Raw genomic sequence first — 22,618 nt, forward strand, 5'->3', positions numbered from 1 at the left:
TAGGTATGTGAGAATGTGATTTTTCAGGTACATAAAATAATTGCTTTTTGGTACTTGAAAGTGTATTGTTAATCTAACAAGTATTTCCATTGGGAGGTTAACTATATGACTAATGTTGTACCATTAAACAAAGCGATCCATGAAAAACAAATGAATGAAATAGTTGAGCAATCAAATTTAAAAAAGTTACAGGATTATAAAGGTGAATTTAATCTATATGTAAAATGGGCTAAGGCTTCATCTTATCCAGAGGATTCATTTGAAACTGTTGAAAAGTATCTACTTGAACAGGTGCAAGTGAAGAGGGTTAAGTTGAATACTTTTAACCGTAAACATGCAGCATTAAAATTTTACCTTGAATATCAGTACGATTTAAAACAAACAGATAAACAAACCACGAATACAAAAGCAATGAGAGCGTTATATAAAACTGGTGAATACATGAAGTTGGCAAGTGTTCAAGCTAAGACTAAAGCCGAAAATAAAGATGAAGTATTAGGCATGATTGATAAATACGATACGAAAGAAAAGAGCGATATTCGTAAACGTGCCATACTACTTGTTAATCTTATTACTGCTAACCGTCCTAGTGAAATGGTAACTATGAAGGTATCTGATTTCAATTTAGATAATAATGAAGTATTAATTTCCCTTCATAAGCAAGGAGTACCACATAAGAAACGATTAACAATTGAATGTGTAAATGCAGTTAAAAAGTATATTAAAACGTTTGATTTGAATTCAGATGATTATTTTGTAGGCAAAGCAGATAAGCATGGTAATTATTCAAGTGCTGAATTAGATGCAAATGTTTATAATAAACATGTTAAACGATGGTTAAACGGTTTAGCTCCTTATTCGTTACGTAAAACGCAAATCACAAACATGTATAAAAATGGTGCTGATATTCCTGTAATAGCAAAGCAAACAGGTCATTCAAGTAAAGAGACAATTACAAAACACTACATCGACGTATACGCTAATGATGTGGATCAATACTTATAATTTTTGAAGTCGTGCATATTGCATGGCTTTTTTATTTTGTAATAAATTAGGACTACCAACAGCAAACTATTAATTAGGGTGCTGCTGAAAGGACTATAAAGGAGTATGCGAATGAATTTAGACCATTTAACTGAAGAAGAGTTAAATATGTATTTGCTATTAAAGCGAGAAAAAATAATTGAAGATGCACAGAATGATTTTTATGAGTTCTGCAAAGTTTTATATCCTAATTTTTATAAACCAAATCGTACCTTCTTGAAAACCATCTGTAACACTTTACAGGACTTTATAGAAGATAAGCTTATTAATCCTACAACTAATGAGCCTTATCAAAATTTAACACTCAATGTTCCTCCTCGACACGGTAAGTCATTCACAATTAAAAACCTTGAAATGTGGCTACTAGGTAAGAATAATAAGCGACAGATTATAACTGTATCATATTCACGAGATTTAGCTGATTTATTCGCACAACAAGTACGAGATGGAATTGATGTTGGAATGAGCGATGATCTTAATATTACATATGCAGATATATTTCCAGATACTAAATTAAAGTATGGTGATTCATCTAAAAGAAAATGGTCATTAGAAGGTAGTGAAAGACCAAACTATTATGCAACTTCTATTGGTTCTGCAATTACTGGTATGGGTGCAACTGTAGGAGTAATTGACGATCCAACAAAGGATGATTCAGAAGCCTTTAATGAAGATGCATTAGAAAAGATATTGAACTGGTACGATAACACCTTTGCTTCTCGCATAGAAAAAGGTGGTAAAACTATTTTAATTATGACTAGGTGGAGTACCAATGATTTAACAGGTCGATTACTTGAACGTGAGAGTTCTGATTGGTACGAATTAAAATTAGCAGCTTGTTTGAACGAAGAAACTGGTGAAATGTTATGTGATGAAATATTTGATTTTAAGATGTATCAAAAGCGCAAAAGAACAATGTCGCCAGAAATTTTCATGAGTAACTACCAACAAGAACCAATCAAATTGACAGGGAGACTTTACACGCATTTTAAAACGTTTAAAAAGATTCCTGTTAATGAATACGATAAACCTTTATTCACCAAAGTAATAGGATATGTTGATTATGCGGATAAAGGTAAAGACTGGACTTGTTGTGTGATCAGTGGAGTATTCAATAATGAATTATACATACTCGATGTTCTCTATTCTCAAGAATCATCGGATAAAACAGAGTATATGTTGGCTGAAGTTATACATAAAAACGAAGCGAATGAGGTTACTTTTGAAGGTAATGCAGCAGGCTCAGTAATTGCTCGTAATGTTGAAAAGATATTGCGTTCCCAATTCAATAATCATTTAACAACTATTAAAACGTTCCACCAATCTAAAAATAAGGAATCACGTATCTTATCTATGTCCTCGACTGTGGAGCGATTAGTTTATTTTCCTTCAAATTGGAATGAACGATGGAATAAGTTTTATTTAGCATTGATTTCATTTCAACGTATTTTTAAAAATAACAAGTGGGACGATGCGCCAGACTGCATTACTGGATTAGTCGAATTAATTGAAAGTGGCGGTAAACCAATTAGAGCAGTTAAATCAATATTTTCGTATTTAAAATAAGAAGGTGATAAATTGAATACAAAAATACAAAATAAGATTTTACGTAAATTGAAAAAAGGGATTCCAATCAATTCAGAAATGATTGATGAATTACTACAGGATCATAAAGGTAAAATTACGGATGTTGATAGGCTTTGGAATCGATACTTAGGTGATGCACCAATTAAAAAAAGGGAAATGCCAGAATACGCACTATCTAATGAAAAAATAACTAATGATTTCTTTTCGTTGATTGTGAATAATAAGACTGGTTTCTTTTCTGGAATCCCTATTAATTATACGATAGATAAAAATTCATATGGAGAAATTGATGGTGAAATATCCGAAATAGCTTCATTGAAACATAAATCACACAGTAATGTATTAACTGAGTTTTTACTACGTAATAACATACCAGATCTCGATGCTGAGATGACGAAAATTGTTAGTGTCTGTGGTGACGGTGTTCGCAAATATTATACTGATAAACAAGGTTATACAAGAGTCGTAAATCTTAAAATGAATGAAGTAATCGTACTTCTAAATGAACATAAAGAAGTCGAATATGCTTTGCGATTTTTTAAGGATTACAACGATGACGATGAGTTAGTTACATATGTGGAGTTTTATGACGAATTTGGAATTACATACTTTGTAGAGAACACAGGTAAGGATAAGGACATAGTTAAATACATTCTTGATGCAGATTATAGTGATAATCCTGTTCAGCATGTATTTGATTTTTGTCCTTTTGTATATTTCCAAAATAATGAGGAATCAATGTCCGATGGGGAAAGAGTGTTTTCACTGATTGATGCCTATAACACAGTCTTATCAAACAATAATAATGAGTTAAATGGTTTTTCAATGTCTTTGTTACTGTTTAAAAGTAAAAATGGAATTGATGATAAAGTAGTCAAATCAATGATAGATTTAGGTGCATTAGAATTAGACCCCGAAGATGTTGTTGAATATTTAACTAAAACACTTGATGCAACGTTTAGCGATTCCTTTCTTGATCGTGTTGAACAAAATATCTTCCAGTTTTCTGAATCGGTCAACTTCAATGACGAAAAATTCAACAATCTTTCGGGTATTGCATTAAAGCATAAACTACAGGCACTAAGCAACAAATGTATCGCCTTGGAAGCTAAATTTAAACGTTCATTAACCGAACAGTTTAAAATCATTACAAGTGGATGGAAGAAAATTGGTATTGATATTGATTATCTTGACATTTACTTTACATTCAAACGTAACCTTCCACCAGATCTTGAATATGAAGCGAATTGGGCAAGTAAGATGCAAGAGACATTATCTCATAAATCTGTCCTTGACCTAATGACAAGCGTAGATAATTCGGAGTACGAATTACTTGAATGGGGAAAAGAACAGCAATCATCTTATGTACAACTAACTAATCCTAATACACCAGTAGAGGAATTATATAATGTTAGAAATTTAGAAGAAGGTAATGCAGATGAATCAAAGTAGATATAAAGAATTTATCAAAATGATTCGTACCATTCAAAATGAAAACGAACGTAGAATAGCTAAGTTGTATCTGAATGAATTGGATGCGTTACGTCAACAAATTTCCAAAATGTATGAAGATTACGGTGAAGACGGTTCAGTTACTTTAGAAGGTGTAGAAAAGTATGGCTATTTGGAGTCATTAGAGGATTCATTTATAGAGCGTATTAAAGTTCTTTCAAGGCAACAGGAATTGATTACGAAAGAAGCTATTACAACCTCATTTACTGAATCATATTATTATAGGGGGTTTGCAATTGAATCTGTTGCAGCTATAAGTATCTTTACATTACTTTCTCCACAGGTAGCTAATTCATTTGTCTTCAATGACTTATTAGCCGTAAAGTGGAATGAATCGATTAATGATGATAATAATGCATTAATTAAAAGCATTAAAAGTACAATTAGAACTGCTCTAGTGCAAGGTGACGATTACAAAAAAACTATTGATAATGTGAAAGAACGTGTCAATGTTGGTAAAAATAAAGCACTACAAATCATACAAGAAGAGATCCATCGAGCTAGTGAAGATGCTAATTTAAAGGTAATGCAAGATGCTAAAGATAAGGGCGTCATCATGAAGAAAAGATGGCTTTCTACTTTAGATAGCCGTACCAGAAAAACGCATCAACACTTAGATGGTCAAACGATTGATGTAGATGCTTATTTCATCTCAAAAAGTGGACGCAAAGCACAAGCACCAAAGAAGTTTGGTGATCCAAAAGAAGATATTAATTGTAGGTGTACTACTATTGCTATCTTTGAGGGATTAGAGCCAAAAGCACGTAGAGCAAGGGATGCTCAAAATAAAGGTGAAATAATAAAGTATACCAATTTTAACAAATGGAAACACAATTTAAATTAGTAAATATTATTATAAGCATATAATCAACCTTGCCACCCTGACGAGGAGGCAAATAGTATAGTTATTATGGTGATTAAATATGACAAGATTATATCACCATACAGGTTCCCCGAACTAATGGATAAACGTTTTAGTTAATGATTTTCTCTAAATCGTTAATGTAAATAGTTTTAGAGTTTTTAATGTCTGACGTAAAGACTAAAGTCAAGTTATTTGAAAGAAGCCATTCCAAAACAGGATATCCATATCTTGAAGATATTTTCTTCCGTTGATTTGGTTTAATCGTATTGCTATTTCGTAGATACCAAGGGAATATTGATTCTTCATTCTTGTCTCCGCCTCTTTGTCTATGACGCTTTGTTTGTTGATTAAGAGCTTCGCGAACAGAATTATCAAATTCATTTTCGGTGATTTCACGGATCATATTTTCTGTGAGCTGAGTTAAACGGTCAACGTAATCTTCCCAAAAGTTGTTCATCTTCCAACTTGGCGCTTGGCAAATTATTTTCTTAACATCCCAATAGGAGATTGATTCCCAAAAACCATTAAAGATAAGCTCTTCATCAGAGCGTCTGAAGAAAACAAGTTGTTTAGCGGATTGATCGCCCTTACTGTTAGTGATTACAATCATTATTTTCCAAATTCCGTCAGTTTGGTTGAAAAAAGTTGATATTGTTCCTACTTCACCTTCGTCAAGGTTTACAGAATTATCATACTGATAGTCGAACCGAAAAGGCGTCCGAACACGACCAGTCAAGGTATTTAGATTATTCATTACATTAGTGATTATCAAAAAGAGTCACTTCCTTTGTTTTAAGATTTACTTATATAGAAAATAAGATTGATAAAATTTTCTATATAAATAGAAAGTTATTACATAAAAGTGATTCATAAAGCTTAAAAATATTTTTTAAAGTTATAAGAATCATAGTACTATTATAACAGGTAAATTAAAGTACAACATTACAATTTTTCTTTTTCGTATTTTTCATGGACACAACCTCACTTGAATAGTTTGGATTTGAAAAGCTATAATATCAAAATTAAATTAAAAGAGGTTAATATAAGTAAATTTAAAAGGAGCAATATTAATTATGAAAAAAATATTTTATGACTTATTAAAATTAGACTTACAATATTTCGCAGAAGAAACACAAACTACTGAAACGAGTACAGAAAGTGAGCAACAGGAAGAAACTAAAACTCTCACAATGGAAGATGTTCAAAAACTAATACAATCCGAGACAGATAAAATTCGTACTGAATACAGTAAGAAGTTGAAAGATAAAGACGAAGAATTAGAAAAGTTTAAAATCGATAAAATGTCTGAAGAAGAATTAAAGGCACATGAAATTGAGCAAATTAAATTGGAAAATGAAGCATTAAAACAAGAAAAGTTAGGCTTCTTTGTTCAATCAGAGTTAGTTAAACAATCAATCGCACTTGAAGCAACAGAACTTATTATCGGTAACGATGAGGAAGATATTGTTAAGAAGGTAACTGTATTAAAGCAAATCATTGATAATGCAGTAACAGTTAAAGCGAGTGAATTGTACCGTGAAAAAGGTACAGAACATAAGCAAGGTACAGATAAAGTAGGTAGTATGTCAAAAGCAGAGTTCAATGCTCTTAGCTTAAAGGAACGAACAGAATTATTTGATACAAACCCAACTTTATACAATGAATTACGTAAATAACTAACTAATCGAATTTAAGAATAGGTCGTAAACCTGTTCTTTTTATTTTGTCTTGTTTTGGATTTTAAGACATTAAAGATAAAAATACTAAAAACAAAAAAGAAATGGAGTGCATATTCAATATGACACAAACAAAATTAGCTAATCAAATCAATCCACAGGTGATGGCTGACATGCTTTCAGCTCAATTACCATCTAAACTAAAGTTCGCACCTTTTGCAGAAATTGACCAAACTTTAGTCGGTCAAGCAGGGGATGCCGTTACAATCCCTTCTTTCGTTTATATCGGTGAGGCTGAAGATGTAGCAGAGGGAGTAGCAGTTACACCTACACAATTAACTACTGCTTCAAAAGAAGTACGAGTTAAAAAGGCAGTAAAGGCTGTGGAATTAACAGATGAAGCAATGTTATCAGCACATGGGAATCCTGTTGATGAAACATACTCACAATTAGAAAAATCACTAGCAGATAAGGTGGACTCTGATTGTGTGAAGGCTCTTAAAGGAGCAACATTAGTGCATACAGCAGGTACAGCAATTTCTTACGATGCAATTGTTGACGCTATTGATAAATTCGTAGAAGAAGATGATGAGGTAAAAGTATTATTTATTCACCCGAATCAAAAAGCGACAATCCGTAAAAGCCCAGAATACATCAAAGGTGTCGAAAAGGCATTTATGACAGGTGTTATTGGTGAAATTGCAGGAGCACAAGTTGTAGCTTCTAGTAAAGTTCCATTCGATTCTGTTGGCAATACGTACACTAACTTCATTATTAAAGAAGGTGCATTAGGTATCTATCTTAAACGTGATGCAAATGTGGAGAAGGATCGTGATGTTCTAGCAGGATTAGATGTGTTAGTAGCTAATCAACATTACGTAGCTGCTCTTAAAAATGAATCAAAAGCAGTAAAATTAATTACAACTAAATAATACTTATTAGTAAAACTTAAACATTTATGTATACATAATAATTAAATTGAAGGGGTAGGAATATCCCTTCTTTTTAAATTTAAAACGGAGGTGTAATTATGTTATTGAATAGACATCGTAAAAAGAATGTTGAAAAAGTAACAGAACAGGATTCTAAGAAACCTAAAACTGTTCCTAAGAAGAATCCAGAAGCACAAAAACAAGTTAAGAAAACTGAAGAGAGTGATAAATGATGAATGAATCATATTTTTCCTCATTAACAGTTAAATCTTTTTTAAATATTAAAGGTAGCGAGAAAGATGAACAAATCAATATGCTTATCCCTTCAACTGTCAAATTCGTAGAAAATAAAACAGGATTACACTTAGATTTATCAAATTTAGATGATGGATTAGCTTTCATCATCTCTAAAATTATTGAATATTTTATGACTAAGGCAGGTTTAACAAGCTACAGCTTATCAAGGGAATCAAGTTCATTTTCAGACGAAATCCCTGCATATTTATTGTCGTTACTTGAGCCTTACATTGTAGATTGTCATGGAAATAATACCAGTAAACCAATTAGATTTATTTCGTTGAGGTGATTCATTATGAATGATTCAATTGAAATTTATCGTACTACAGAAACATTAATTATGGGTAGGATTCATTATGATTACAATAAACATTGCAATGTGAGTGGAGTAATTGATTTGCTTTCTGGTGGGGTTAATTTAAAGGCAATGAAGATGGTTGAAGAGTCTACACACATTTTAATCTGTGGTGTAGATGATATTCAAATAGGAGATTACGTGACTTGTAACGGTAATAAAAAACGAGTATATGAAGTTACATTTGTTGATAATCCCATGAATCGAAACCATCATCTTGAGGTTGAATTGAAATTCCATCCAGATCAAGAAATAGAAGAATAGAAGGTGAAAGAATGTCAGAAGTACAAGAATTGGCATACATAGATCTTCGTCAATACATAGTAGAGAATTGGAATCAAGTACGGTTACTTAACGATTTAGGAGAAGAAGTATTTGTTAAGCCTATCCCTAGTGGGAGTCATATTAGATGGACTCATACAACAACACGAACACAAGTTGTTATTGGGACGGATTTAAGTGGTAATCCCATTTTAGGATATATCAATGTACAAACTAATCCTAAGATGCAATTGCGTATCCAAGTATATGGGAGTGAATTGACTCTACCTACTAACATTGCATCGGTTGAGTTAGTTAATCTTAATAGCCATGATGTGTCAGCCCGAATCAAAGAAAGCTTAGATACTGTTGCGAACTTTAAAACAGCACAAGATATTTTAACTTACACATTAAACCTTGATGTGGGTGATGTTTTATGAGTATCACAGTTATAGTAGAAAGTAATTTAGATACTATTCTTGACGAACTAGATGCTAAAAAAGCAATTGTGCTTAAAGCATGGGGGCAACTCGGTCAATCTGAAGCTAAAGTACGTGCAGCAGTTGATACAGGTGACTTACGCAGATCGATTCAATATGATGTGAAACTTTCAGAGGACAAAGTAGATATAGGATGTAATAAAGAATTAGGTGAACATGCTCCGTATGTTGAATTTGGAACATCTAAAACTGAAGCACAACCATTTTTAGCACCTGCCTTACAAGAAAACACTCGTAAATTTAAACAAATTGCAGAAGGTATTTTTGAAGGTGGGTGATTAAATGGGGAGTATGGTATCTAAATACGATTTCATCATGAATAAGTTATCAGACATTGCGCCTGTTTACATAGTACAAGCATCATCAACAGCCAAATTTCCATATATCATTGTCGATTTTACAACTCAAAATGAATTAGATTGTCTCAAAGATGAGTTGTTTCTCGATGTAGATGTATGGCATAAAGCAACCTCTAAGGAAGATGTCTTTATGAAGACAGAAGATTTAGCAGATAAAGTTGAAAGCTGTCTAAAGTATCTACGTGACTCTGATTCCGAGCATGGTTATGTGATTAATCAAATTAATCGTATTCGAGTTCCAGACGAAGATAAGACAACGCAACATAGGAAATTAAAATTTTACGTTAAAGCGTACAATCGCCATTGACAAATTGGAGGAATACATAAATGACATTAAATACACGTAATTATTCAAATAAAATTGTAGATCGCATCATGTTGGATGCAGGGGCTATTTATTTGAATACAAAATTAGAAAACGGTGAATTTACAGGTACAGAGTTAGGTGCCACGCAGGGCGGTAATGAATTTTCTATTGAAACAGAAATTCGCAATATTGGAGTTGATGGTGTAAAAGGTCGAGCAAAGGGATTAAATGTACTCGAATCAGCAAATCCAAAACTGAAAGTAAATTTACTTGAAATCACAGCTCGTAATTTAGCTATGGCAATTGCAGGAAGTAATTTAGATACAACTTCAGATGAAGCTTATGACATTCTAACAGGTAGTGACTCAATCAAATTAGAAGAATATCTAGATAACATTGCTTTCGTAGGTCGATTAGGAACTACAGGTAGAAATAAACCTGTTATCATTGTAATTGAAAACGTTCTTCAATTAGATCCAGTTTCTATCAAAACAACTGATAAAGGTGAAGTAGTATTAGCACTAAACTTTACTGGTCACTATTCAGAGCAACAGATTCTAAATGGTACTCAACCATATAAAATCTACTATCCGAAAGAAAAGGAAGTAACATCTCCACCTGAAACAGAATCACCTTGATCACCTAGCCTAGATATCCTCTAGGCTTTTTATATTGAATAAAATTAAAAAATATGAAAAGAGGAATTATTATGGCTGAAAATAAAGTAACTGTACGTGGATGGGAATTAGATGATTTCTTTGACTTACTAGAAATCTACGACAAGCTAGATATTACTTTTGATACAAATGCATTTAAAGGGATGGATAATAAAGCAATTCAGAATTATATGGTTAATCAAGCTTTACGTAAATTACCTAAAGTTCGCACAGAAGTATATACATTAATTGCTTCCCTTACTGGTTCAACAGTTGAGGTCACTAAAAAGAAGGGAATTAAATTCCTTATGGATTTATTTACTGAATTACTTAAGGATATTAATTTTACTGAAGCCTTATCAGAGGTTTTTACTCAAGAACCAATCGAATAGAAATCCCTGATAAATACGATGTCAAGCATGTGCTGTATAAAAATTATGGTAGCAATGCTGATAGGATTATCAAAGGTCGTTTTCGTGAGGTTTTTATCTACTACAATAAGGCAATCGAAGAAAAAGAAGATGACAGGCTTTATCATTTATGGACTAATTTAGTTCCACATATGACTAGAGAAAGCTTTGTTCCTTTTAACCAATATAAGCGAAATATATTTAATAAACCTTCCGATAAGTCAAATTCAAATAGCAATTCAATGAGTAACATTATTGAAAGCAATAAATCTGAAGAAGAGATATTACAAGATGCAAAAAATATTTTGAATATGAGTATTGGAAAGGTACACCAGATTGAGGTGAAAGTTTAATTGAATTTAATGAGTCTAGTTATGTCTGTAGTGTTACGAGATGAAGAAGCAAGAAACTCTTTAAATGAATTACAGAACCAAGCGCAACATGCAGGAAATAAATTTAAAGATGTCGGTGCTAACATGGCTAAAATCGGAGCAGGTGTAGCTTTAGGTGTTGGTGCAATTGGTGGTGCCATGATGACTATTGCTACTGATGCAGATAATGCTAACCGTAAAATCCAAGCTACGTTAGGATCAACAGCAGAAGAAACAAAAGCAGTAGCAGACCAAGCTAGAGCCGTATGGAAAGCAGGTTTCACTGGATCAATGGAAGAAGCGTCTGATGCGGTATTAGCGGTTAAGCAACACATGTCAGAACTAAATGATGCTGACTTATCTAAAATTACACAACAAGCTATGTCTATTTCTCAAACGTTCGATGAGGATGTTGGGGCTATTTCACGTTCGGCTGACATGCTAATGAAACAATATGGTATTTCATCTGAAGAAGCAATGGATAAAATCACATGGGGATTCCAGAACAATCTAAACTATTCTGGTGAATTTTTAGATAGTTTATCCGAATACTCGGTATATGCAAATGAGTTCGGTATGAATGTTGATCAGATGATGTCCATGCTTCAAACTGGCTATGAAAATGGCGCATTCCAATTAGATAAAGTGGGCGACTCAATTAAGGAAAGCTTCCTACGATTATCTGATATGGGTAAAGGCGAACAAGAAGCAATTAAAGCATTAGGATTAAGTGCGGATACTATAATGTCTCAAATTAACGCAGGTGGTGAATCTGCTAGTAAGGCATATGAGCAAGTAAACATGGCTTTAGCAAGTACAAAAGATGAGACAGAACGTAACGCTTTGATGGTTGCATTGTACGGTACACAGGCTGAAGATGTTGGTATGAAGGTAATCGAAGCTATGGGTGGCGCAAGTAACTTAATAGGGGATACGACAGGTAAAGCACAAGCGTTAAATGAAACATTTAGTCAATCACCTGCTCAACAAATGGCGGCACAATGGAATACAATGAAGGATTCTTTGGTTCCATTAGCTACTGAAATGATGAAATTAGGTATGGAGATATTACCCTATATTTCATCTGGAATTGAAAAACTGACTGGCTTTATGTCTGGAATGTCACCAGAAACAACTAAGACGGTAGTTGCAGTAGGGGCAGTTGTAGGTGCGATAGGCGGATTATTACTTGTATTATCACCTGTAATTGGAGCAATCGGTTCAATCATTCCGTTATTCGCAGGAGCAGGTGCAGGAGCAGGGATTTTTGCAGGAGCATTAGCTGTTTTGACAGGTCCAGTAGGAATAACTATTGCCGCAATAGTAGGTATAGGGACGGCTGTAGGGTTGGTTGCTAAAGATCTTAGTGAGTCTTCAATTGAAGTGGAATCATGGAAAGATAAAGTGTCTGAATCAACTGCCAAAGCATTAGGTAGCTTTATGGATTTATCGGATGAGGCAACGACTTCATTAAATCAATTATCTTGGTCTGGACAAGCAGTAACTCAAGAAATGGCTACTAAGATGACTGAAATCTATAGTCAGATGGGCGATCAAGTTTTAAATGAAATGAAAGTTGATCATGCAAAAGAATTAGAAACAATGACTCAACACTTTGCTAATACGTCATCTTTAAGTCAAGCCGAAGAAGCTGCTATTTTACAACGTGTTCAAACTCATAATGCTGAACGTGAAAAGGCGACTAAAGCAGGAACAGATAGAATTAAAGAGATATTTGCTAATGCAGCAGCAGAGAATAGAACAATTACAGAGAATGAACAAAAAGAAATAAATTCAATTCAAGATACAATGAAAAATAATGCTATTAAGCATATGACTGAAAGTGAAGCAGAGCAAAAAGTAATTCTTGAAAATCTTAAAAATGAAGCGTCTAAAATTACAGCAGAACAAGCAGCAGAAGTTGTTCAAAACTCGTTAAAACAAAAAGATGATGTTGTAAAAGAAGCTAACGAACAGTATGACAAAACTGTTGAATGGGCTATTAGACAACGTGATGAAACAGGTACAATGTCTGCTGAAGAAGCTCAAAAAGTCATAGATGATGCCAAACACAAGCGTGATGAATCGATAAGAAATGCAGAAGAAATGCATGAAAAAGTAGTTGGTGAAGCGAAATCACAAGCTGAAGAACATGTTCAAAATGTCGATTGGGAAACAGGTGAAGTTCTCAGTAAGTGGCAAGTTTACAAAAATAACGTGTCATCTGAATGGGAAGCCATGTGGAAGGACATTGATAAGTGGTGGGGTGATATGTCTGACTCTATTACGGACAGCATTGAAGGTTCGGTTAAATGGGTCGGTGACGGAATCGATAAAATTAAAGGCTTTTTTACAAACTTAGAATTGAAGCTTCCAGAAATCAAACTTCCTAAATTACCTAAAATTGAACTAACTACTACGACTAAGACTATTTTCGGTAAAGATATTGATGTACCTTCTATCAAATGGAATGCTAAGGGTGCAATCTTCAAAAGTCCAACCATCTTTAATACAGCCAATCAAGGTCTACAAGGGGTAGGGGAAGCAGGGGCAGAAGCAGTTGCACCGATTGACACATTAGTGGGATATGTTAAAACAGCCGTAAATGATGTAATAGGTCAAAAAGGTAAAAGAGACATTCATATAGAACAAAATTTCTACGTCAAAGGTGATTTGAATGAGGTCGAAGTAGAACGTAGAACAAAGAAATCATTAGAGCAAATGGGCTTTGCTTACTAAGGGGGTGATATATTGCAAATTGTAACTTTCACGAATGATTTAAATGAAATGATTGATTTTGATTTTAATTCTTCATTTATCTTGAGTAAAATTGACGGTACTGGTAGCGTAGCTGCTAATCATCGTACTTCTAATATTCCTTCTTCGCATGGTTCACAGCGTACATTATCCACTTTAAATCCTCGATATTTAACACTTCATGGCTCTCTTATTGTATCTCATAGAAGTGAACTAGCTTTACTCAAAGAACAATTATGTGAAATATTTAATCCTTCTTTGAAAGATGGAAAGCTTACATATGATGCAGGAGCTGGTACTAAATTTGTATATGCAATTGCTGAAGAACTTCCCATTTTCAGTGATTACATAGGGGATTCAGTTAATTTCATCATAAATTTAGTTGCTAATAATCCATTTTGGCATGATATAGAGTTTTATGAACATACATTTACTACTCCTTATCAATCACTATTTACATTTCCTCAATCCACACCTACACAAATGGGATTACATACTGATACTCAAACATTTTTTAATAAAGGTAATGAGCGTACACCTTTAATTTTAGAATTTGAAGGTGGAATTAAAAATGTGAAGTTTATTAATAAAACAAATGGTGAATGGATTGAATTTAGGAAAAAGTTGAATAGTAATGAGAAATTAATTATTAATTCAACAACAGGACAAAAAGAGGTAAATATTACTAATACAAAAGGTGAACAAAAACAGGGTTATGGATTATTAACCTTTGATTGTTCTACTTATATACATCTTGAAAAAGGAAACAACATAATTCAATTTATAGGTGAAACCGATTCTAAAAAAGGATTAGTTAAATTGAAGTGGGAAACAAATTATTTAGGGGTATGAGTATTATTTGTACGTATTAGTAATATGTGTACATATATGTTTACTTAATTATAAGGAGGTTTATTATGGCTGAAATATCAAGTTTCTTTGATTCATCTGAGTACCATGTACGTAAGTATTCGGCTGAAGATTTTAGTGAGGTTTTTTCTACTTTCCTATCAACAGGTTTAGTACATACAAATAACAATCCAATGCTTTATATTGAGCAAGATGTTGAAGATAATTTAAAGGTTGTATTATCAAAAGGAATTGCAATGATTGAAGGTCATATGTATAAAAATACTGACAATTTATTCTTCAATATTAAGCCATTGGAGAATTCATTTTCACGTATTGATCGCTTAGTAATTCGATGTGATGAAAGACCAGAAGTGAAATCAATTAATGCATTTATTGTTGAGGGATTACCTTCTGTTAATCCTGCTCCACCAACTATTACACGTTCAGATGGTGTTTATGAATTGTCGGTATGTCAAATTGTCGTAAATACAAACAACACACTGAATATCATTGATGAACGTTTAGATGACTCTGTATGTGGATTATCTCACTCTCGTTTTAGCATTCCAATGGATAAGATGATTGAGGACTTTGCTATTTTTAAAGATCAATTAAACACACAATATAATGATTGGATTCAAAACGTTGAACAAGGCTTAGATGTGCCAGATTTGCGTAAAGACTTTGAATTAATGAAGCGAAATTATACTGAATTAATCATGCAACGAAATCTTGAAGGGAAAGTAGGAGCAGGGGAGCGAGGGTTCTTTTATGACAATTTAGCCGATAACAAAAAGATTGATGTAACTAATACTACTGCTGTCGTTGATACGGATAACATGAGTATTAATCTAAATCCATCTTCTTTAAATGGTCACGTTACGTGGAAAACACACCCAGTGGGATTCGTAGCTAGTAAAATTGAACACTTCCATACACGACCAATCGGACAGTTATTAGAAGTGGTTGAAACTGCTTATGGTGGCTCAAATCAAATTAAAGTTAAAAATATTGAGGTTACGTTAACGGAGGTGATTTAGCTTGAATGTACAGCGTATTAAAGATTTGCCAATAGGCTCAAAGATTAAAATGGGCAAATTCCAATCCCATAAAAATGACTATCCTATGTCATGGCGAGTCGTATCAACGAACCATCATGAATTAGATAACAACTATCCTTTAAATGCGGTTACTGTTATTGCTGATAAAGTAATTTATACGATGTCATACGATGCTAAAGAGCCAGATAACGCAAATGAGCAACGAGCAAAGGTGGGGAATAACCGTTATCGATTATCTAATATTCGTCAATGGTTAAATTCTGATTTGGGTGATGGACATTGGTTTGAACCTCAAAATATTGCAGGAGCAAATCATTATAATGATAGAGACACTCCACCTTCAAAGGAATTCATTAAAAATGAATGGAGACACGAGTCTTACGACAATTTGAGGGGCTTTGTATCAATGTTTAGAGAGCATGAATTGAATTCGATTCTACCTACTAAAGTCAAAGTAGGGATAAATGAGACATATGATTACTCTCCAACAATCAATGAATTAGAGCGATACGATTTATTAGATGATAAATTCTTTCTCCCTTCTGTCACTGAATTGGGGTATGGGGATAATACTTATAATACAGTAGATGGAAAAGGCATTTCTGAAGGTGCGGCAATTCCTTATTTTGAAACAAAAGAGAATCGAAAATCAGCTATGCTTAAAGAGTATTTTGTTAATTCGAAATATAATACTGTTCATTCCGATCATACTCATGACTCATTAAATTACTCATACATGACTCGATCCTCTAAATTGGATTCAACTACTCAATTTTATTTAAGTAACGATAAACTAGAGGTTGCAGCACAACCATTTAATAACTATTGTTTACGTCCGATGTGCAATATTGATGGTGAAACATTAATCACTCTTAATCCAGACGATGAAGGGTATTACACAATTGTTGCAGATGTTCCTCCATTAATCGAAGTGAAAAAGGTTGATGTATTAGACGTACATTTCAAAGTGCATGACATGAAGGGCATACCATTAAGTGTTGAAACATATTTCAATGGGGCATTATTAGATACTTTTACAGCTAATTTAAGCAATACGTTAATTACAACTATTCCTTACAGTGCTATTAAATCAACCCAAAATGAATTGATATTTATAACAAAAGACGATGCTAATTTAGAAGGTAATCAAACTTTCAAATTGGATTTTAAAGGTGACTTAGTAAAAGTAGGGGATAAAATCAATGGTAAAAATGAAACATTTGATGTAATCGGTGTAACTGATAACAATGACGGTACAGCATCATTAATCGTTGACCGTAATTTAAAGTATCTTATCGAGAATGGTCGAAGCGTTGAGTTGTTAACTTTTAATTATCAACCTAAAGTCCATTTTACAGAGAATTATCATTCAATACCAACTTATCGAGACATGACGTTTAATGAATTATCCATTGAATCAGATGGAATTGTTAGAGAAAAATGGTCATTTGAAGGTGATGGAGTATATAGTAAAACAAAAATTGATATTAAACGTAAATCAACACATGATCAGATTTTATTAAAATCAATAGCACAAAACTTTAAATTTAAAGATGAAATGTGAGGTGAGTTAAATTGGTAAACTACACGCACACTTCAGATCTAAAATTCCCCACTTTAGTTGCTTCTGGTGAATTTGACTTATCCTTAAAATTTACTATGTCTGATTCATCTACTGTCAAAATAAGTTCAATTAGAGTACACAGTAAAGTTGATTTTTTTGAAGGTGAAATACCACCTTTAACTGTCACTATGTTGGATGATTTTCATTTAAAGTTGTCATTTAGTCCATCTATGTATAAAGCTAAGTTTATTTTAAATGATGTAGACATAAGTGAGATGAGTATTAATGATGCTGAATGCATTTATTATTTAAATCCTGCCATTTTAAAAGAAGGAGATAATATGTTACGCATCATTGTTGAGGATAACGAGAGTTTAGAACATTTGAAAGCATTTAAAGTACATAAAAAGCTATCAGATGTAGCACTTAATGCTAATTCAACCATTCATGTTAAAGGTAAAAAATACAAAGTAATAGATGCATTAGGAGAAGTAGTAACATTAGATCAACCATTATTATCTGGTGTTAATATATCATCATTTGTTGAAATACCAAAATTTAAAACCGTTCCCTATGCGAACCTATCCTTTTACAAAGAAAAAAAAGCAATGTTGCCAATGAGTTTTGTTAAATCGGTATTTAAGGACGGATTAGTTGAGGAAATGTATGAAATGGATAACGTTCTGGGGGATGTGCTACATACAAAAATTGAAGTAGTTAGAGATAATTTAGTTGATTCTGTTGACATTAATAATATTCAATATGCTTTAAAGCCTGACGAGGTGTAATATGAAAGTAAAAATTAACGTTTTAAATCATGATTTAAGTCGATTAACTGTAATAGATGAATACGAATCCCTATTTTTTGAACGTAAATATAATGACGTAGGAGAGTTTATTTTAACTATCAATTTAGCATCCAATCAAGCTCATTTGCTTGGTATGGGTGCTTTTATTATGATTGGATCAGATGAACGTAAAATAGGGGTTATTGGGAACATAACGATGCAAGATAATGAAGATGGAACAAGTTTGATTATAGTCAAAGGTAAAACATTGGGCATCATTTTAAATTGGAGAGAGATTATTCCTCGTGAAAATGAATCCTCAATTACATATACAGGAAATGTGGAAAGTGTACTGCATTATTACGTGAATAATCACTGCATTAATCCATTTGATGCCTCTCGTAAAGTCCCAATATTAAAAGCTTCTAAGGATAATAAAACAGGTAGCGTTATTCGATGGGTATCGAAGCAAGCAAGGTTACTCGATGAGATAAAAATAATCTCAGAAATCTATCAATATGGTTGGCAAATTAAAGCTGATATTGATAGTGCTAAATTAATTTATGATGTCTACAAAGGTAGAAATCTAACCATAGACAATGAAGAAGGTAATAGTCCTGTAATATTTTCTAAAAAATTCGAGAATATTTTCAGAATGGAATACATACAAGATAATAATGATGAACGAACATTTGCTTATACTTTATTAGATAATTCAGGAGCAGGTCGTAAATTATATGAATCTAGTAGAGTAAGTGGATTTGACCGAAAAGAGATCACATTACAAGTTGCTTCACAAGAAGATAACGAGTATATAGATGTACCCGAAAGATCGGACGCTTTACTAAAAGAATATAGCAAAATTAAAACGGTAGATGCTGAAATACGTGATTGCAAAATGTTTAAGTTTGAACAAGATTATGATCTTGGTGATGAGGTAACAGTTTTTAATGAGACTTGGAATATGAAAGAAAACATGCGTATTATCAGTATTGCAGAGACATACGACAACAATGGATGTACTATAAATGCACGTTTTGGAAGTAGAATCTTAAGTATTATCGATAAGTTAAAACGTGAAAATAGAGTATATGAAATATAATACATAGCCCACAAACGTGGGTATGTTTCAGTTTAATTAATTCAATATTATCACTAGTTGGAAGGATGGATGTGTGAGCAGGAAAATAAAGATCCACAACACAGATATTGAAATGGAGTTAACAGATCCTACTGCTATATGGTTTTACGAATCTCAATTAAAAGAAGCAGAAGAAAGAGGACAAGTACTTAGAGCAAAATTAACTGATCAGGGAACAATCTACTATACAATAGGAGAGCTAAATATAGAGAGGGCTGCTAGGCTATTTTATGAAATGTTAAAAGAACAAGGGAAAATCTAATAAGAACTTTGTATTTATTTGAGTGTATTAAAAGGTAATATCAGCCTTACCTCGAATAATGTTGTAAGAGGTGATTGTAATGGAGGATAAGGTGTATTGGAAATGTGATTATACGTACTTTGAAAAAGGCGAAGTCAAAACTACTGAATATAAATCGCCTAAGCAATATGATAATTCATACAATATAAATGTGATTGCTAAGATATTAGCGAGAGAGATTAAAAATGAAACAGGTCGTACAGTAAAAAGTTTTATTAGGTTCGTGGAAAGCCCAGTGGTAAGGAAAAAGATAAATCAGGTTGGGGACATTAAAGTTAAAAATGGAGCAAGTCTAAGTGAAATTGTTTATAATGTGGCTACGACAGAAGAAGAATTAAAAGAAGTAGAGAAAAATAGAAAGAATTTAGAAGATTTAATGGTTAATATGTTCCTTCATTATTATAAATCGAAAAGAGATAATAAAAACCTATAAGGTTTATTTAATGTAGTTTAAGGGGATGATGTGAATGGGGAAGATAGTTACTGAAGAAGAATTCATGAAAGGCTGTTTGAAATTAGCTCCACCTAATTCAAAGATAAGGAAAATTGAGAAGGATGGATATACATTTTTTCAAATAGGGGATCTAAATATAGATAGAGCTGCTAGATTATTTAAAGATTTAATTAAATAATAGTATTTTTTTAAAAGAGGTTATTCTTGATGGATAGCTTCTTTTTGTTTACTTCTTAGATAAATCAATTATTACTTGCTTATAAAATTAATTCTCCCCTTTAATGTATTAAATTGGTATAATTGTACTAATAATGTATGAGGGAGAGAATTAATTGAAAAAGTTAAAATTTATAATTCCATTGTTGTTTTGTTTGTTAATTGGATTAGGTATGAATAACGCTAGTGCATCAGAAGGAGTATCAATTTATATAAACGGTGAGAAACAATCGTTTAGTAATCAAGCAGTAATAGAAAACGGTAGTACATTAGTTCCTTTAAGAGGTATTTTTGAATCACTTGGTGCTAATGTCCAGTGGAATCAATCTACTCAAACAATTGACGCTTCAAAAGGTAATACAAAAGTATGGCTGAAAATAGGTTCGAAAAATGCTAAAGTAAATGATAATGCTATAAATTTATCTGTTCCAGCACAAGTTAAGAGTGGAAAAACACTTGTTCCACTTAGATTTATTAGTGAGTCATTAGGGGCAAATGTCCAATGGAATCAAAAAACTCAAACGGTAACAATTACTGGAGATTCAAATAATAAAAAAACGGAAAATGAAGAAAAGAAAGTTCCAACTTTAAAAATTGGCGAGACTTTTTCAGATGATCAAATAGAAGTTACACTTAAAAAAGTGGAATATGTAGATGGTGTTGATAAGGGATTTAATGTTTATTTATCTGTAACTAATAAATCTGAAAAGCCGTTAATTTATCCTGGTGGATTGCGATTTAAAATTAATGAGTCTAAATATGAAAAAGAAATAAATGACATTGGATATATAAATCATTTTAATTCAAAAGGATATATTTACAAAGGGGAAACAACGGAAGGACATTATCAGTATCTCTTTGACAAAGATATATCAATTAAAGAAATAGAATATAACACAGGGATTGTTAATTATCCTAAAGCAAAGTGGATTGTTGAATAAATAATTAGGTCGCCTTTTGATAGGTGGCTTTTTTAATTGCCTTCCTTTTCCAATTTCTTGACAGTAGGTAAACTACATATTACAATTTAGTTTGATAGTCAGTAAGGAATATTTACTCTACTATTTCTGACATCTTTTAAACGGCTAGAAATCAACTGAATAGCGTGTAGTAATAGGTGTAAATTGCGTGCAATTTGCTTAAAAGGGAAGTCGGTGTGAATCCGACACTGTCCCGCAACTGTAAATGTGAGCGACTTTTCAGCAACCACTGTCAAATGATGGGAAGGGGAAAAGTGGCGATGACCATGAGTCAGGATACCTGCCTAGTTACGAGTACACACCATAAACCTACGAGGAATAGGAGGTGGCATGTTGACAAAACAGAATGCTCTGTTCGTCACAGTACGTCATACGCCCAAAGTTCATGAAAGGGTTCATTTTAGAACTCCTTCACATTTACTTAGGGTTTGTTTGGCATTGTGTGATGAAGCACATTAAAGCGAAGGATTTCCTCAAACATAGTAGGAAGTCCTTTTTGTTTTGAAAATATGTACGCAAAGGGGATGCACATAGGATGAATATTCATGCAACGACAACACAGGAAACGCCTTTTGTAGATATGACGATTTGTAAGCAGCCACGGACAGAAATTGCTAAGAAAGCGAAAACAAGAATGGTGGTCGAATCACTAATTGATCAATTATTAGCAACGAGACTGATTCGCAACGATCGTTTTTTTGAGCAAATCTTATATAATAAAGACATTATTTGGATACAAAATGGGGAGGTAGAAGGCCATCTTTTTGCTCAGGCGAATTTAACGGATCAACTGAAAACGAAGACGAATAGCTTTATGATGTATATGCCAACCAACCCTATTGTTTATGAGGTGAATGGGGAGCAGTACCACTTAATTACACGCATTGATTCAACACGAGCAAAGCCTAATCTTGACCGTCTTTCACAGGAGCCCAATCCAGTGTTAAGCGCTGCACGTGTCAATGATTTACTATGCTCGATTGTCATACGTTTTTATGAAACGTATATGAACGATTTAGAGCAAATTCCTCATCAGGATAAACTAATTGCATTTGCACAGCAGGAATACACGCAGTTTCTTCAAGCCGTTAAGGAATTAAATGATTATCACTTTAATTGGCATCCACGTGGGAACGGCCACGAGCTATTATTAACATTAATTGATCAACTACAAATATTAAAAAGTCAGCCTGGAAAAGTAGTTATCGACTTCACGAATACGCAAGGTTATGTGGTGGTTGAACCTGCCTATCCGGTGCACAAGCCTTCAAAGAAAGCTGTTGGTGCCATATAAAAGCAAGCCCTCCATGAAGCGGAGGGCTTGCTTTATTTTTTGTAGGGATATTCTACCTTCATCTGAAGTACTAGTTCA

The 22,618-nt window shown here is 33.1% G+C and carries 27 protein-coding genes and 1 riboswitch; of the genes, 26 read left to right on the forward strand and 1 reads right to left on the reverse strand.

Going from position 1 to position 22,618, the window contains the following annotated elements; translation table 11 throughout:
• Positions 1-105 precede the first annotated feature (105 nt).
• The 4 genes from MKX57_RS10970 to MKX57_RS10985 all read left to right on the forward strand — a co-directional run bounded on the left by MKX57_RS10970 (position 106) and on the right by MKX57_RS10985 (position 4,987).
• On the forward strand, positions 106-1,005 hold the full coding sequence (locus MKX57_RS10970) for a site-specific integrase (RefSeq protein ID WP_342551041.1): 900 nt from the start codon (positions 106-108) through the stop codon (positions 1,003-1,005).
• 111 nt (positions 1,006-1,116) lie between these two features.
• Positions 1,117-2,610, forward strand: a complete 1,494-nt coding sequence (terL, locus tag MKX57_RS10975) for a phage terminase large subunit (RefSeq protein WP_342551042.1) — start codon at positions 1,117-1,119, stop codon at positions 2,608-2,610.
• A gap of 12 nt (positions 2,611-2,622) precedes the next feature.
• On the forward strand, positions 2,623-4,083 hold the full coding sequence (locus MKX57_RS10980; RefSeq protein WP_342551043.1) for a phage portal protein: 1,461 nt from the start codon (positions 2,623-2,625) through the stop codon (positions 4,081-4,083).
• Positions 4,070-4,987, forward strand: a complete 918-nt coding sequence (locus MKX57_RS10985; RefSeq protein ID WP_342551044.1) for a phage minor head protein — start codon at positions 4,070-4,072, stop codon at positions 4,985-4,987. The genes MKX57_RS10980 and MKX57_RS10985 overlap by 14 nt, the downstream gene beginning before the upstream one ends.
• 130 nt (positions 4,988-5,117) lie before the next feature.
• Here the strand turns inward: MKX57_RS10985 and MKX57_RS10990 are convergent, their stop codons facing one another.
• On the reverse strand, positions 5,118-5,780 hold the full coding sequence (locus tag MKX57_RS10990; protein WP_342551045.1) for a hypothetical protein: 663 nt from the start codon (positions 5,778-5,780) through the stop codon (positions 5,118-5,120).
• A gap of 301 nt (positions 5,781-6,081) precedes the next feature.
• On the opposite strand from MKX57_RS10990, the gene MKX57_RS10995 reads away from it, so the two are divergent.
• The 22 genes from MKX57_RS10995 (at position 6,082) to MKX57_RS11100 (ending at position 22,540) form a co-directional block, all read left to right on the forward strand.
• Complete coding sequence (locus MKX57_RS10995) at positions 6,082-6,684, forward strand: DUF4355 domain-containing protein (protein ID WP_342551046.1); 603 nt, start codon at positions 6,082-6,084, stop codon at positions 6,682-6,684.
• 122 nt (positions 6,685-6,806) lie between these two features.
• Complete coding sequence (locus MKX57_RS11000; protein ID WP_342551047.1) at positions 6,807-7,616, forward strand: N4-gp56 family major capsid protein; 810 nt, start codon at positions 6,807-6,809, stop codon at positions 7,614-7,616.
• Positions 7,617-7,714: 98 nt separating this feature from the next.
• Positions 7,715-7,849: a hypothetical protein gene (locus MKX57_RS11005; RefSeq protein ID WP_340834284.1), complete on the forward strand. Its 135-nt coding sequence runs from the start codon at positions 7,715-7,717 to the stop codon at positions 7,847-7,849.
• The gene (locus tag MKX57_RS11010; RefSeq protein WP_342551048.1) at positions 7,846-8,202 is read left to right on the forward strand and encodes a phage head-tail connector protein; all 357 of its coding nucleotides are present in this window, start codon (positions 7,846-7,848) and stop codon (positions 8,200-8,202) included. The genes MKX57_RS11005 and MKX57_RS11010 overlap by 4 nt, the downstream gene beginning before the upstream one ends.
• Before the next feature lie 6 nt (positions 8,203-8,208).
• Complete coding sequence (locus tag MKX57_RS11015; RefSeq protein WP_342551049.1) at positions 8,209-8,532, forward strand: hypothetical protein; 324 nt, start codon at positions 8,209-8,211, stop codon at positions 8,530-8,532.
• 11 nt (positions 8,533-8,543) lie between these two features.
• Entirely contained in the window at positions 8,544-8,969 is a 426-nt protein-coding gene (locus tag MKX57_RS11020; RefSeq protein ID WP_342551050.1) for a hypothetical protein, read from the forward strand.
• Positions 8,966-9,307 (forward strand): HK97-gp10 family putative phage morphogenesis protein, encoded by a 342-nt coding sequence (locus tag MKX57_RS11025; protein WP_342551051.1) that lies wholly within the window; start codon positions 8,966-8,968, stop codon positions 9,305-9,307. Before MKX57_RS11020 ends, MKX57_RS11025 begins: the two co-directional genes overlap by 4 nt.
• A gap of 4 nt (positions 9,308-9,311) precedes the next feature.
• Positions 9,312-9,695 carry a hypothetical protein gene (locus MKX57_RS11030; protein ID WP_342551052.1) on the forward strand — a complete coding sequence of 128 codons (384 nt, stop codon included), beginning with the start codon at positions 9,312-9,314 and terminating at the stop codon, positions 9,693-9,695.
• A 20-nt stretch (positions 9,696-9,715) separates the two neighbouring features.
• Positions 9,716-10,333, forward strand: a complete 618-nt coding sequence (locus MKX57_RS11035) for a hypothetical protein (RefSeq protein WP_342551053.1) — start codon at positions 9,716-9,718, stop codon at positions 10,331-10,333.
• 71 nt (positions 10,334-10,404) lie between these two features.
• Positions 10,405-10,743, forward strand: coding sequence for a hypothetical protein (locus tag MKX57_RS11040; protein WP_342551054.1), 339 nt, complete (start codon positions 10,405-10,407; stop codon positions 10,741-10,743).
• Between the two features lie 29 nt (positions 10,744-10,772).
• Positions 10,773-11,114 (forward strand): hypothetical protein, encoded by a 342-nt coding sequence (locus MKX57_RS11045; RefSeq protein WP_340834298.1) that lies wholly within the window; start codon positions 10,773-10,775, stop codon positions 11,112-11,114.
• Positions 11,115-11,123: 9 nt separating this feature from the next.
• Positions 11,124-13,871 (forward strand): phage tail tape measure protein, encoded by a 2,748-nt coding sequence (locus tag MKX57_RS11050; RefSeq protein WP_342551121.1) that lies wholly within the window; start codon positions 11,124-11,126, stop codon positions 13,869-13,871.
• Between the two features lie 12 nt (positions 13,872-13,883).
• Positions 13,884-14,741: a phage tail domain-containing protein gene (locus MKX57_RS11055; protein WP_342551055.1), complete on the forward strand. Its 858-nt coding sequence runs from the start codon at positions 13,884-13,886 to the stop codon at positions 14,739-14,741.
• A 65-nt stretch (positions 14,742-14,806) separates the two neighbouring features.
• Complete coding sequence (locus MKX57_RS11060; protein WP_342551056.1) at positions 14,807-15,781, forward strand: hypothetical protein; 975 nt, start codon at positions 14,807-14,809, stop codon at positions 15,779-15,781.
• Between the two features lies 1 nt (position 15,782).
• The gene (locus MKX57_RS11065; protein ID WP_342551057.1) at positions 15,783-17,366 is read left to right on the forward strand and encodes a DUF6273 domain-containing protein; all 1,584 of its coding nucleotides are present in this window, start codon (positions 15,783-15,785) and stop codon (positions 17,364-17,366) included.
• Between the two features lie 11 nt (positions 17,367-17,377).
• Positions 17,378-18,154, forward strand: a complete 777-nt coding sequence (locus MKX57_RS11070) for a hypothetical protein (RefSeq protein ID WP_342551058.1) — start codon at positions 17,378-17,380, stop codon at positions 18,152-18,154.
• A 1-nt stretch (position 18,155) separates the two neighbouring features.
• On the forward strand, positions 18,156-19,256 hold the full coding sequence (locus tag MKX57_RS11075) for a siphovirus ReqiPepy6 Gp37-like family protein (protein ID WP_342551059.1): 1,101 nt from the start codon (positions 18,156-18,158) through the stop codon (positions 19,254-19,256).
• A 73-nt stretch (positions 19,257-19,329) separates the two neighbouring features.
• On the forward strand, positions 19,330-19,557 hold the full coding sequence (locus MKX57_RS11080) for a hypothetical protein (protein WP_342551060.1): 228 nt from the start codon (positions 19,330-19,332) through the stop codon (positions 19,555-19,557).
• 79 nt (positions 19,558-19,636) lie between these two features.
• Positions 19,637-20,029, forward strand: coding sequence for a hypothetical protein (locus MKX57_RS11085; RefSeq protein WP_342551061.1), 393 nt, complete (start codon positions 19,637-19,639; stop codon positions 20,027-20,029).
• Between the two features lie 34 nt (positions 20,030-20,063).
• Positions 20,064-20,228: a hypothetical protein gene (locus MKX57_RS11090; RefSeq protein WP_342551062.1), complete on the forward strand. Its 165-nt coding sequence runs from the start codon at positions 20,064-20,066 to the stop codon at positions 20,226-20,228.
• Positions 20,229-20,382: 154 nt separating this feature from the next.
• A complete protein-coding gene (locus tag MKX57_RS11095) occupies positions 20,383-21,207 on the forward strand; it encodes a copper amine oxidase N-terminal domain-containing protein (RefSeq protein WP_342551063.1) in 825 nt (274 codons plus the stop codon).
• 157 nt (positions 21,208-21,364) lie between these two features.
• A riboswitch (cobalamin riboswitch) is annotated at positions 21,365-21,549 on the forward strand.
• 232 nt (positions 21,550-21,781) lie between these two features.
• Positions 21,782-22,540 carry a hypothetical protein gene (locus MKX57_RS11100; protein WP_089984471.1) on the forward strand — a complete coding sequence of 253 codons (759 nt, stop codon included), beginning with the start codon at positions 21,782-21,784 and terminating at the stop codon, positions 22,538-22,540.
• Positions 22,541-22,618: the final 78 nt, after the last annotated feature.

The sequence above is a fragment of the Lysinibacillus sp. FSL M8-0216 genome, from assembly GCF_038595555.1.
Classification (GTDB): Bacteria; Bacillota; Bacilli; order Bacillales_A; family Planococcaceae; genus Lysinibacillus; species Lysinibacillus fusiformis.